Below are 13,290 nucleotides of genomic sequence, written 5' to 3'. Positions count from 1 at the left end.
CACATGAACTCGCCCCAATACCTGCTGCGCCCGGTCAACCCCGGTTTCATCGCCTTCAGCTTCGTGCTGGCATTCCTGTTCAACCTGATGCCGTGGGGCCACATGCAGTGGATTCCCGATCTGGTGGCACTGGTGCTGGTGTTCTGGAACATCCACCAGCCGCGCCGCGTGGGCATGGTGGTGGCCTTCCTGCTGGGCCTCTTGATGGACGTGCACGAAGCGCGCCTGCTGGGCGAGCACGCGATGGCCTACACGATGCTGTCTTACTTCGCGATCACCATCCACCGGCGCGTGCTGTGGTTCTCGGTGCTGTCGCAGGCGCTGCATGTGCTGCCGCTGCTGGTGCTGGCGCACGCCGTGCCGATCGTCATCCGCCTGCTGATGGGCGCGCACCTGCCGGACTGGCAGGTCATTCTGCCGCCACTGATCGAAGCGGCGCTCTGGCCGTTCGCGAATGCCATCCTGCTGGCGCCACAGCGCCGGCCGGAGAGCGTCGACGAGACGCGGCCAATCTGATGTACCTAGCTGTTAGTCCGGCATGACCGAAATCCGCAACGTCGAACAGGAGCTGTCGCGCTTCCGCCTGCGGCTGGCGGCGGCCGCCCTGTTCGTGGTGATCTGCTTCGGGCTGCTGCTGGCGCGCTTCTTCTGGCTGCAAGAGGTCAAGCACGAGCAGTACTCGGCCAAGGCGGAAGACAACCGCATCTCGGTCGCGCCCATCGAGCCCAACCGCGGCATCATCATGGACCGAAACGGTGTGGTGCTGGCGCGCAACTATTCGGCGTACACGCTGGAGATCACGCCGTCCAAGCTGCAGGACACGCTGGACAACACCATCGACCAGCTCGCCTTGGTCATCGACATCCAGCCGCGCGACCGCCGCCGCTTCAAGCGCCTGATGGAAGACGCGCGCAGCTTCGAGAGCCTACCGATCCGCAGCCAGCTCACCGATCAGGAAGTCGCGCGCTTCTCGGCACAGCGCTTCCGCTTTCCGGGTGTGGATGTGCATGCGCGCTTGTTCCGCCAGTACCCGCTGGGCGATTCAGCGTCACACGTGATCGGCTACATCGGGCGGATCTCCGAGCGTGACCTGGACCGCATCGACAACATGAGCGATGCCAACAGCCAGCCCGGCGTGGCGTACGACCCGCGCAAGGACTCCAACAACTACAGCGGCACGGAATACATCGGCAAGGTCGGCATCGAGCAAAGCTACGAGACCGAGCTGCACGGCCTGACCGGCTACGAAGAGGTGGAAGTCAGTGCGGGCGGGCGGCCAATCCGGACGCTGTCGACCTCGCAGGCGACGCCGGGCAACAACCTGATCCTGTCGCTCGACATCAACCTGCAGCGCCTGGCCGAGCAACTCTTCGGCAACCGCCGTGGCGCGCTGGTGGCGATCGAGCCGGAGACGGGCGACATCCTCGCCTTCGTCTCCAAGCCGACGTTCGACCCGAACATGTTCGTCGAAGGCATCGACAGCACCTCCTGGAACGAGCTGAACAACTCGCCCGACAAGCCGCTGCTGAACCGTCCGCTGCGCGGCACGTATCCGCCGGGCTCGACCTACAAGCCGTTCATGGCGCTGGGCGCGCTGGAACTCGGCAAGCGCACGCCGCAGTGGGGCATGGCCGACCCGGGCTCGTTCACGCTGGGCAACCACACCTTCCGCGATGACGTACCGGGCGGGCACGGCTGGGTCGACATGTACCGCTCGATCGTGGCGTCGTGCGACACGTACTACTACCGGCTCGCCAACGACATGGGCGTGAATGCCATCCACGACTTCATGAAGCCGTTCGGCTTCGGGCAGGTCACGGGCATCGACATCGAGGGCGAGCGCACCGGCATCCTGCCGTCCACCGACTGGAAGCGCAAAGCCTACAAGCGCCCCGAGCAGCAGAAGTGGTATGACGGTGAAACCATCTCGCTGGGCATCGGCCAGGGCTACAACAACTTCACCATCCTGCAGTTGGCGCACGCGGTGTCGACGCTGGCCAACAACGGCGTGGTGATGAAGCCTCACCTGGTGAAGGCCGTCGAAGATTCGCTGTCCAAATCGCGCACGCTGACCGTGCCGACCGAGAGCTACCGGATTCCGCTCAAGCAGGCCAACATCGACGTGATCAAGCGCGCGATGGTGGGCGTGAACCAGGCAGGTACGGCAGCCAAGGCGTTCATCGGTGCGCAGTATGTGTCGGCAGGCAAGACGGGGACGGCGCAGGTGTACTCGCTGGGCAAGAACGAGAAGTACAGCCACCACGCGCTGCCCGAGAACAAGCGCGACCACGCGCTGTTCGAGGCGTTTGCCCCGGCTGACCACCCGAAGATCGCGCTGGCCCTGATCGTGGAAAACGCCGGCTTTGGTGCCGCGTCGGCCGCGCCGATCGCACGCGCCGTCATGGACTATTACCTGACGGGCAAGTGGCCGACCGAACTGCTCGCCAGCGCGCCGAAGCCTCAACCGCAACCGCCAGTGGACACGCCGAGCGTGTTCTCGACCGGTAAGACGGCCACCATCGCCAGCGCCACGGCCACGCCGCAGGCAGCCGCAGAGGCAGTCGCGCAAGCGGCTTCGGGGGTCGCAGCCGCTTCGGCCGTGGTGGCGCCCACCGCCAGTGGAGTGGCTGCGGCTTCGTCGGTGGCCGCCGGCGCCACGCGTGCCACGCCGCCGATGTCGCCGGACTTGGTGGCCCCCGCCCTGCGCGAGGCCGGCACCAGCGCCGAAGCCATCGCCCCGGCCACGCTGGACGCCCAGGTGCTGCAGGCACTGTCGCATGCGCAGCCCGCGCCTGAATTGCCACCGCGCGGACGCGGCAATGCCGCCGCCCCAGCCTCGGCGCCGGCCACGAGCCCCAAGGGCGGGAAAGAGGTGAAGCCTGGCAACAAGCCGGCACCGAAGCCGACGCCCAAACCCGCGCAGGCCGCGCCCTGACATTCGCGCTTGAGGATCACGCCATGGACAAACTGGACAAGCGCCGCATATTCAACGTCATCAAGTCGCTCTTCACCGGCTTTGACGTACCGCTGGCACTGATCGTGTTTCTGCTGCTGGGCACCGGATTGGTCGCACTGTATTCGGCCGCCATCGACATGCCGGGCCGGGTGGAAGATCAGGTCCGCAACATCCTGCTGTCATTCGTGCTGATGTGGATCATCGCCAACCTGCCGCAGCAGACGTTGATGCGCTTTGCGGTGCCGCTGTACACCGTTGGCGTGGCGCTATTGATTGGCGTGGCGGCATTCGGGTTGATCCGCAAGGGCGCGCGGCGGTGGCTGAACATCGGCGTGGTGGTGCAGCCTTCCGAGATCATGAAGATCGCCATGCCGCTCATGCTGGCGTGGTACTTCCAGAAGCGCGAGGGCGTGGTCCACTGGTACGACTACCTGGCCGCGGCCGTACTGCTGCTGATTCCGGTGGGCCTGATCGCCAAGCAGCCCGACTTGGGCACGGCGCTGCTGGTGCTGGCGGCCGGCATCTACGTGATCTACTTTGCCGGACTGTCGTGGCGGCTGATCGTGCCGGTGCTGGTGATTGCGGTGACGGCGATCACGCTGGTGGTGTCGTTCGAGTCGCGCATCTGCGCGCCGGGTGTGAACTGGCCGATCCTGCACGACTACCAGCAGCACCGCGTGTGCACGCTGCTGGACCCGACCACCGATCCGCTGGGCAAGGGCTTCCACACCATCCAGTCGATCATCGCCATCGGCTCGGGCGGGGTGAGCGGCAAGGGGTGGCTCAAGGGCACGCAAACCCACCTGGAGTTCATTCCCGAGAAGCACACCGACTTCATCTTCGCGGTCTATTCGGAAGAGTTCGGGCTGGTGGGCAACGGCTTCCTGCTGTTCCTGTACCTGCTGCTGATCATTCGCGGGCTGTTTATCGCGGCGAATGCGGGCACACTCTTCGGGCGATTGCTGGCGGGGTCGATCACGCTGATCTTCTTCACCTACGCCTTCGTCAACATGGGCATGGTGAGCGGCATCCTGCCCGTGGTGGGCGTGCCGCTGCCGCTCATCAGTTATGGAGGGACCGCACTCGTCACACTGGGCATGGGCATCGGTATCCTGATGAGCATCGCCCGACAGAAGCGCTTCGTGCAGACCTAGCAAAAACGGCCGCCAGAATAGGCGGCCGTTGTGCTTTCTGGCCAGCGACTCAGGCGGCGAGCGCCTCTTCGCGCAGCAAGCGCCGCAGTACCTTGCCGGTGGATGTGGCGGGTAGCGCATCGTGGAACTTCACGCGGCGCGGCACCTTGTACGGCGCCATGTTGTCGCGCGACCAGGCAATCAGCTCCGCCTCGGTGAGCGTGACCCCATGCATCGGCACCACATGCGCGCAAACAACCTCGCCTTTGTCCGGATCGGGGATGGGGGTGACGGCCACCTGGCGGATGCCCGGGTGGCGCGAAAGCAGTGACTCCACCTCCTCCGGGAACACGCTGTAGCCGGACACCTTGATCATCTCCTTGATACGGCCCTGCCATTGCAGATAGCCGTCAGGCGAGAGCTGACCGATGTCCCCGGTGCGCAGAAAGCCGTTGTGCATCACGGCGCGCGTGGCCTCGTCGCGCTGCCAGTAGCCGCGGAACACCCCGGGGCTGCGGATGGTGATCTCGCCGGCCTGGCCGGGCGGCAACTCGGCGCCGGTGTGCGGATCGACGATGCGTACCTCGGTCTGCGGGACGATCTTGCCGTGCCAGCCCCAGCGTGGCGCGTCGGGCGGCGTGATGGCATCGCAGGTGTGGGTTTCCGACAAGCCGTAGGCGGCCTCGTAGATGCTGCACTGTCGGCCGGCAAAGGCACGCCACTGCTCGGCAATCGCCTCGGTCAGCGTCACGCCAAAGCTCGTGCACGGATTGGCCACCAGCGATTCCATGCGGTACTGCCCAGCATCCGGATGCGCCATCACCGCCAGGTTCATCGGCGTCATGCTGTACCAGCGCGTGACGCGGTAGCGGTCGATGGCCTGCAGCACAGCCAGCGGGTCGAAGCGGTAGAGCAGGATGGTGGTCGCACCGGAATACAGCATCACATTCATGCCCATCAGCATGCCGGCGATGTGCGACAGCGGCGCCACCGCCAGCAGCACATCGGATGCGTGGATGCCGCTCACCTGCGCCGTCACAGCGGTCTTGTACAGCGCATTGCGGTGCGTGAGCATTGCGCCCTTCGGGCGGCCGGTGGTGCCCGAGGTGTAGATCATCAGCGCCACCTCATCCAGATCGACCTGGATGGCGGTCACGGCGTTGCGTTCGGCCACGTCCACTGGCTCGGCCAGCAACTGCATCAGGTCGAGCTGAGATGCGCCGGGCTTGTTCTTGATCGGCGGCGCGGACAAGGCATCGGCCGCGATCAGTTCGGGCGGCACCGCCAGCGCCTTGCGGCACGCGGGCTGCGAGGGCTGCAGATCGGCATAGCGCGTGGTGATGACAGTGGAAACCAAGGTGCCCGGCCGCGCGGCCTCGACAATCGGCATCAGGTCCGCCGCAGCCACCAGGATCTTTGCGCCGGAATCGGCCAGTTGGTCGCGCAACTCATGCTGACGCGACAGCGGGCCGCACGGCACGACGATACCGCCCAGCTTGGCCGTGGCCAGATGCGCCAGGATGGCCTGCGGACAGTTCTGCAGGAACAGCGCCACGCGGTCGCCGCGCGCCACGCCCAGCCGTTGCAACTGCACCGCCAGCCGTGTCGAGAGCTGATCCAGCTCGCGCCAGCAGATTGTGCGGCCGTACCAGAGCAGGGCAATGCGCTCCGGCGTCTGTTGTGCATGGTGGGTGCAATACCGGTGCAGCGGCATTTCGCCCGCCAGATAGTCGACCGGTTCGCGGTTCTGGATCGTCATGTGGTGTCTCCTCGACGGTCGGCATCGCTAGGCAATGCCTTGGCCGTGATGGCTGCCCTCGTACCGGGGCGCTCATGCGGGGCAGGTTTCTTGGCATCCATCGTTCGAGTATGACGAGCCCGCCCTGCGGTTGCCGTATCGATTTGCGCAAGACGGTGTTCCACCCGCAACTGCAGCGAATGTGATCTCACGCAAGACAGATTCCAAAAAAATCTACCATTCGGTATAGAGTCTCGACGCAAATCCGCCGTGACGTCAATCAGGGAGAAGGCGGATACTCAGCCTCGGCAACGATGCCCGCAAAGTGTAAATGGCGCGCCCGCCTTAGGATGAGCGTGTACTTACATTCAATGATTCGACCTGAGCAGTAAATTGCGCAGACAACATCAAAAATTTGCCGCCAAGACAGATTTGTTCTATTTTTGACAACAAATCATGTGAGAGGCTGGAATGGATCGTTTGCAGTCGATGCGGGTGTTTTCCAAGGTGGTGGAGCTTGGCAGCTTCGCCCGGGCGGCCCAGCATCTGTCGATGAGCAATGCTGTGGTCACGCGCTACGTGGCCGATCTGGAGGCGCACCTTGGCACGCGCCTGCTCAATCGCACCACGCGCAGCCTGTCGCTGACGGACGTGGGCGAAACCTACCTGCAGCGCTGTCAGCAGATCCTGCTCGACATCGACGAGGCAGAATCGCTCGCCACCTCGCGCAGCCAGGCGCTGGTGGGCGGCCTACGCATCGTCGCGCCGGTGATGTTCGGGCTACACGTTTTACCGATACTGCTGGCGCGCTTCCAGCAGCTCTACCCCGAGGTGACGTTTGACGTGGCGCTGTCCGATCGCCCGATCGACATCGTTGAAGACGGCCGCGACGTCGGCATCATGGTGTCGGAGCTCGGCCTGGGCTCGCACCTGGTGGCGCGCCGCATGATTTCCGCCGAGATGGTGATGGCGGCCACGCCCGCCTACCTGCGCCAGCACTCCACGCCGCAGCGCGCGGAAGACATTGCCGAGCACCGCGTGATCGCCATGTGGCACCCGCAACTGCGTCACGAGTGGGAGATGAGCACGCCCGACGGCCAGTCGATTTCGGTGCCGGTGCAGCCGTCGCTGGTGACGAGCAATGCCGAGCTGATGCACCGCGCGGTGCTGGCCGACATGGGCATCGCGATCTTGTCGTCGTATATGGCGCGACCGGATCTGGAGTCGGGCAAGCTGGTGCGCGTGCTGCCGCAGTACAAGCTGCCGGCCCGGTCGCTGTCGCTGGTGTACCCGAGTCGCAAGTTCCTGCCGACCAAGGTACGCACCTTCATCGACTACATGCTGGCCCAGGCAATGGAGGTCAAGCACAGCGAGGCGCGGGCCGGCCGAGGTTTGAGCGAAGCCGCCTGATCGGCAAACTGCGCGCAAACCGCATTGCCAAAACAAAACGGGAGGACAGTGTCCTCCCGTTTGCTTTGGTGCCGATGAAACCGTGATCAGGTTTCGCTGGTGCTTTCCTCGTCGGTCTCGGCTTCGGCGGCTTTCTTGCGTGCCGGGGCTTTTTTGGCAGCCGTCTTCGCAGCCGTCTTCGTTGCGGTCTTGGCCGGAGCTTTCTTGGCAGCAGGCGTCTTGGCCGCGGCCGTTGTCTTCTTCGCAGCAGTCTTGGCGCCGGGCTTGCCCTTGCCTTCGCCGCGCGGCTCGAACTCGAAGCCGATCTTGCCGTCCGGCTGCTTGACCAGGAACGCCTTGAAGTTGCGGCCCGTGCGTGCCGACTTGAAGCCAGTCAGCAGATCCGTTTTGCCTTCGGTCAGCAGCTTGGCCAACTGCTCGCGGCTGATCTCCTGCTGCAGGATGATCTTGCCGGTGGTGAAGTCGCAGGTCTTGGGCTGCGCCACGGCGTTCTCGCACACGTACTTCAAACCGTGCTCGTAGACGCTGCCATTGCACTTCGGGCAATGGCCGACGCTCTCCTGGCCGGAGAAGTCGACCGGCTCGCCGTCGTCCTCATCGTTCTGGCCGAAGTCGAATTCCATCTTCCAGTGGCCGTCTTCCTGCGCCAGCTTGAGGATGGCCGCAAACGGCCGGCCCATCTTGCTGCGGAAGCCTTGCAGCGGGCCGATGGTCTTGTTGATCAGCAGCTCTTCCACCTCGTCCAGCTCAAACTGGCGGCCACCCGGGATCTTGCTGATCGAGAAGTCGCAGTGGCTGCAGGCGAAGCGGCGGTAGTTCTCTTTGACCACGTGGCCGCATTGCGGGCACGGCGTGGAGAGCGTCGCGTAGTCGCCGGGGATGGTGTCGCTGTCGTATTCCTTGGCGCGCTTGACGATCTGCTGCGTCATCTGCGCAATCTCGCGCATGAATTCGTCACGCTCCAGCTGCCCGCGTTCGATCAGCGAGAGCTTGTGCTCCCAGCCGCCAGTCAGCTCGGCTTGCGTGAGTTCTTCCACGCCCAGGCCGCGCAGCAGCGTCATCAACTGGAAGGCCTTGGCGGTCGGGATCAGCTCGCGGCCTTCGCGCACGAGGTACTTCTCACCCAGCAGGCCTTCGATGATGGCCGCGCGCGTGGCTGGCGTGCCCAGGCCCTTGCCGGCCATGGCTTCGCGCAGCGCGTCGTCGTCCACCAGCTTGCCGGCGCCCTCCATGGCGGAGAGCAGCGTCGCTTCGTTGTAGCGGGCGGGCGGCTTGGTGGTCAGACCCACCGGCTCGACCTTGTCGGTCTTGACCTTCTCGTCCTTGGCGACCGGCACGAGGTTGGCATCCTCGCCCTGCGCTTCACGGCCGTACACGACCAGCCAGCCCGGATTCACCAGCACCTTGCCTTCGGTCTTGAAGTGATGCCCGGCCACTTCGGTCACGCGCGTGGTGACCTGGTATTCCGCCGCCGGGAAGAACACCGCCAGGAAGCGGCGCACCACCAGGTCGTACAGCTTCTGCTCCGGCTCCGACAGGTTCTTCGGTGCCTGCAGCGTCGGGATGATGGCGAAGTGATCGCTGATCTTGCTGTTATCGAAGATCCGCTTGTTCGGCTTGACCCACTGGTTGGCGAGAATCTTCTTCGCGTGCGTCAGATAGTTGGGCGAGCTCTCGCCCAGCATGTCCAGTGTCTGCTTGACGGTGCCCATGTAGTCTTCGGGCAGCGCGCGCGAATCGGTACGCGGGTAGGTCAGCACCTTGTGCTTTTCATACAGCGCCTGCGCCAGGCCCAGCGTGTTCTTGGCCGAGAAGCCGAAGCGGCCGTTGGCCTCGCGCTGCAGGCTGGTCAGGTCGAACAGCGCCGGCGACATCTGCGTCGACGGTTTCGATTCTTCGGTAACGGTGCCCGTCTTGTCGCGGCATGCGGCGACGATGCTCTTGGCCTCGGCTTCGCTCCACAGGCGCGAATCGCGTCGCTCGGGATCGAACTCGTCCTTCTTGAACTTGGGGTCGAACCAGCGGCCTTCGTACAGGCCAGCGGCGGCGATGAATTCGGCGCGCACTTCCCAGTAGTCGCGCGGCACGAAGCGTTTGATCTTCTCTTCGCGCTCCACCACGATCGACAGCGTGGGCGTCTGCACGCGGCCCACGGTGGTCAGGAAGAAGCCGCCGCCCTTGCTGTTGAAGGCGGTCATAGCGCGCGTGCCGTTGATGCCAACCAGCCAGTCGGCCTCGGAGCGGCAACGGGCGGCATCCGCCAGCGGCATCATGTCTTCGTTGCTGCGCAGCTTGGTAAAGCCGTCGCGGATGGACTGCGGCGTCATCGACTGCAGCCACAGACGCTGTACAGGCAGCTTGGTGTTCGCGTGCTGCGCGATCAGGCGGAAAATCAATTCACCTTCGCGCCCCGCGTCGCAAGCGTTGATCAGCGCGGTCACGTCCTTGCGCTTGATCAGGCGCGTGAGCACCTTCAGTCGGGATTCAGACTTGGCGATCGGGCGCAGGTCAAAGTGCGGCGGGATCACCGGCAGATGGTTGAAGCTCCATTTGCCGCGTTTGACTTCGTATTCGTCGGGGGCGGCAATCTCGACCAGGTGGCCAACCGCCGAGGAGAGGACGTAGTCGTCGCTCTCAAAGTACTCGTCGTGCTTGGTGAAGCCACCCAGCGCGCGCGCGATATCAGCGGCGACCGACGGTTTTTCGGCAATGATGAGGGCCTTGGACATGTGAGCGGATCCTGGCGATCGCAAGCAATCAGGTAAACAAGAGGTCGCTTTCTATTAGCGGCCATTCGCGTGGGTTTTGTAGAGTCTTATGGCAACGCGTGCCGACTTCAAGTGCTGCCGGCGCCTATCAAAGCGCACATTCAGGCAGTCTGCCCCGAATTTGGCCGCCAATCATAAGCGCGGTTCCTTTTCAGGTGCAATAGAGTGACGCAGACTTCGCCTTGCATTGTCAAGGCTCGCAATCAGGCCGATTGCAGCAGCCAGCCACGCAAGTCGGGTGCCGCCGTCACGGTTGGTGCGGCGCGCAAATCACGCGAAAGCATGCCTTCCACCACACCGGCATGCGGCAAGACGGGGCCGAAAAACAACACATCACCGGCGTCATCCATGCGTTGAATCAGCAGGGTGGGGAAGTTTTCGACGTCGAAATCGCCCAGGGCGTCGGCATGGTCTTCCACATCCACCCAGACGAAGCAGCATTCCGGATGTCGCGCGGCCAGCTCGGCAAACGTCGTGCGGTAACTGCGGCAGGTGCCACACCACTCGGCGCACAGACACGCAACCAGCAATTGCCCCATCCGCACGCGCGTGTGCAGCATGGTGGCGTCAGTGTCAGGCGAGAGCAGTGGCATAAATAGCAGCAGTGCGCAGCGAACAGGTCGCAGCTATTGTAGGCACGCTTTCAAGGAAGCCGCAGAAAGCGCCCGCCTGGCTGGCGCTCTACGCGGCCATCCAGTTCCAGCGCCAGAAGCTGTGCCGACAGCGCAGCCGCGGCCTGGCCGGTGCGCTCGCACAAGGTATCCAGATCAACGGGATCAAAACCGAGCGCATCGAGCAACGTGGTTTCAGCCGCACTTGGCGCGGCGCGTGCGACCGGCGCCTGCGCAATGACGGCATCTTCAGCCGGCGCTGTACGCGAGGTACGCTTAACCGGCGCGGTGGAGCGCCCCCAGCCCAGCTCATCGAGGATGTCGGCGGCGGTTTCCACCAGCTTGGCCCCTTGCTTGATCAGCAGATGGCAGCCCTTGGCCAACGGTGAATGGATCGATCCCGGAATCGCAAACACATCGCGCCCCTGCTCGGCAGCCAGCCGTGCAGTGATGAGCGAGCCGGACTGCGCCGCCGCCTCCACCACCAGCAGCCCACGCGCGAGACCGGCGATCAGGCGATTGCGGCGCGGAAAGTTCTCAGCCCGCGCGCCCATGCCCAGCGGGTATTCGGAGATGATGACCCCCGCCTCGGCAATGCGGTGCGCCAGCGCTCGGTTGCGCGCTGGGTAAACAATATCGAGGCCCGTACCCACCACGGCGATGGTGCTGCCGGGGCCGCCCAGGGCACCCTCATGCGCCGCCGCATCGATGCCCAGCGCCAGGCCAGAGACGATTGTCACGCTCGCCGCAGACAGCGCCTGCGCAAACGCCCGCGCATTGTCGATGCCAGCCGCCGTGGCACTACGTGCGCCCACCACACCCACCGCCGCCGCACGCAGCAGCGACACATCGCCCTTGGCGTACAGCACGGTCGGCGGGTCCGTCAACTCCAGCAGGCGGGGCGGATAGCCACGATCGGCCAACGTGAAGACGGCATTACCAGGCTCGTTTGCCCACGCGACGGTGCGTTCGATCAGCGCGGCCAGCGCTGCGTCCGGCGCGGCCAATAGCGCGCGTGCCTGCCGCTCGGGCAACACCCGGGCAAGCGCGGAATACGGTTGAACGAAGATGTCCTGCGGCAGACCGAAGGCCGCCAGCAACTGACGCGCGGCAACAGGGCCGACACCGGGGGTTTCTGTCAGACGCAGCCACGCGGCCAGCTCTACGGAATCGCGTGTGCAGGAGAGGGAATCTATGGAGTCGGTCGCGGCACCCGCCGCGACCTGTGAGGCATCGGTCAAATCAGGACTGCGGTCAGCGTGATCAGGGTTGCGTCATCGGATTATCGACAGCATCGCCCACTTCAACGGTGTTCGACGAGTCCGTCACCAGCGCGTAGGCCACGTGCGGGAACACGCGGAACACAAAGGCCAAGCCGTAACGTTCTTCGGGCAGTTGCACGGCTTCACCGCCGGCGGTCCGATCCTTGACGACGGTGCCGGCACGCGACAATGCCAGCACATGGCCAGCCTCCAGCCCTTGCTGGCTGCCGATGTTCAGCACCACCACCTGATCCGAGCCGCCAAAGCGCACACCGCCCGTCACCTTGGCAACCACGCCATGCACATTGCCTTCCGGCGCATGCGGTACGTAGCGCACCGGCACGCGCGGCGGCAGCGGCATCAGTTGCGTGCCGACGCCCATTTCTTCCTTGGACGTCAGCGCTTCCATCTTGGTCACGGCCTGCGGGCCAGTGGCCGCGCGCACCACGCGCAGCGTACCGAGGAAGTCGGCCTCGTAGCCGAGCACATTGCCGGTGACCGGGTCCTTGAGCGGCTTGACTGGGCGATAGGCTTGCCACTCGGTGCCAGGCTGACCGGCCGCGCCGTCCGGCAAGCCACGAGCGTACGCATTCTCGCCCTTGCCCAGATAGACGCGGCCTTCCGGCAGTTCAAAGATGCGCGCCGGTGTGGCCAGCGTTTCCTCATCCACGACGATCGGCTGTGTGAGGAACGGCTCGATGACCGAGGCGGGAATGCTGGAGATAGCGTCGCCATCCTGGCCCGCCACGCGGGTGTGCGGCGACAGGCGCACCGTGCTGCCGTCAGCCGAGGCCGGCGAGCTCGACAGCCAGGCGCGGCCATTGGCGTGATTCAGATAGAGCACCTGCCCCGGATAAATCAAGTGCGGGTTGCGAATCTGCTCACGGTTCATGCCCCACAGCTCGGGCCAGCGGTAAGGCCGCTTGAGGAACTTGCCGGAGATCGCCCATAGTGTGTCGCCACGGCGCACGGTGTACTGCGCAGGTGCGTTTGCAGCGAGTTCGGATTCCGGAATACCGGCTTGCGTGGCCGCTGTGGCCTGCGCCTGTTGCGCCGGCGAGACAGCGCGCTCGGCAGCATGTGCAGCGCCGACGCAAAACAGTGTTGCCGCAGCAACCACAGACAGGGCGCAAACGTAAGACTGGCGCGCTTTCGTGGCAGATTGCGTGGCGGGCTTGATCAGCATCGGTGTGTTACGATGGCGCATTATTCTATGAAGAATCGGCGAGTGGTCCGCGTGCTTGGTCAGTGCCTGCGCGATGCCTGGCCGCCGCCGCTGCACGCTTCGGTGCGTTGCAGCTAGAGGGGTATGACATCGAACATTCGTCAGGCTTTTTCCTAAGCCATGTGGCGGATAGCGCCCCCGATTCTGCATGACATTCCAAGCGATCGCAATTGAAGGCAACCCCTCG

The 13,290-nt window shown here is 64.6% G+C and carries 9 protein-coding genes; 4 read left to right on the top strand and 5 right to left on the bottom strand.

Features of this window, described 5'->3' with window-relative positions; genetic code table 11:
- The first annotated feature begins 3 nt into the window (after positions 1-3).
- The 3 genes from mreD to rodA are packed head-to-tail and all read left to right on the top strand — an operon-like array spanning position 4 to position 4,110.
- Entirely contained in the window at positions 4-516 is a 513-nt protein-coding gene (mreD, locus tag F7R11_RS02425; protein ID WP_021196956.1) for a rod shape-determining protein MreD, read from the top strand.
- Positions 517-538: 22 nt separating this feature from the next.
- A complete protein-coding gene (mrdA, locus tag F7R11_RS02420) occupies positions 539-2,935 on the top strand; it encodes a penicillin-binding protein 2 (protein WP_064806000.1) in 2,397 nt (798 codons plus the stop codon).
- Between the two features lie 23 nt (positions 2,936-2,958).
- On the top strand, positions 2,959-4,110 hold the full coding sequence (gene rodA, locus F7R11_RS02415) for a rod shape-determining protein RodA (protein WP_021196958.1): 1,152 nt from the start codon (positions 2,959-2,961) through the stop codon (positions 4,108-4,110).
- Between the two features lie 49 nt (positions 4,111-4,159).
- Here rodA and F7R11_RS02410 read toward each other — a convergent pair whose 3' ends face one another.
- A complete protein-coding gene (locus F7R11_RS02410; RefSeq protein WP_064805999.1) occupies positions 4,160-5,848 on the bottom strand; it encodes an AMP-binding protein in 1,689 nt (562 codons plus the stop codon).
- Between the two features lie 450 nt (positions 5,849-6,298).
- Here F7R11_RS02410 and F7R11_RS02405 point away from each other — a divergent pair, with 450 nt between their 5' ends.
- On the top strand, positions 6,299-7,237 hold the full coding sequence (locus F7R11_RS02405) for a LysR family transcriptional regulator (RefSeq protein ID WP_021196960.1): 939 nt from the start codon (positions 6,299-6,301) through the stop codon (positions 7,235-7,237).
- 86 nt (positions 7,238-7,323) lie between these two features.
- On the opposite strand, the gene F7R11_RS02400 is transcribed toward F7R11_RS02405, so the two are convergent.
- From F7R11_RS02400 to F7R11_RS02385, 4 genes are all read right to left on the bottom strand, one after another.
- A complete protein-coding gene (locus F7R11_RS02400) occupies positions 7,324-9,966 on the bottom strand; it encodes a DNA topoisomerase III (protein ID WP_021196961.1) in 2,643 nt (880 codons plus the stop codon).
- A gap of 242 nt (positions 9,967-10,208) precedes the next feature.
- Positions 10,209-10,598 (bottom strand): thioredoxin family protein, encoded by a 390-nt coding sequence (locus F7R11_RS02395; RefSeq protein WP_049285958.1) that lies wholly within the window; start codon positions 10,596-10,598, stop codon positions 10,209-10,211.
- A gap of 50 nt (positions 10,599-10,648) precedes the next feature.
- Positions 10,649-11,857, bottom strand: a complete 1,209-nt coding sequence (gene dprA, locus F7R11_RS02390; RefSeq protein WP_064805998.1) for a DNA-processing protein DprA — start codon at positions 11,855-11,857, stop codon at positions 10,649-10,651.
- Positions 11,858-11,879: 22 nt separating this feature from the next.
- Positions 11,880-13,064, bottom strand: a complete 1,185-nt coding sequence (locus tag F7R11_RS02385; RefSeq protein WP_064805997.1) for a LysM peptidoglycan-binding domain-containing protein — start codon at positions 13,062-13,064, stop codon at positions 11,880-11,882.
- Positions 13,065-13,290: the final 226 nt, after the last annotated feature.

This window comes from Ralstonia insidiosa, from assembly GCF_008801405.1.
GTDB lineage: Bacteria > Pseudomonadota > Gammaproteobacteria > Burkholderiales > Burkholderiaceae > Ralstonia > Ralstonia insidiosa.
The sequence above is the reverse complement of the archived record's forward strand: the minus strand, read 5'-3'. Positions and strand labels throughout refer to the sequence as shown.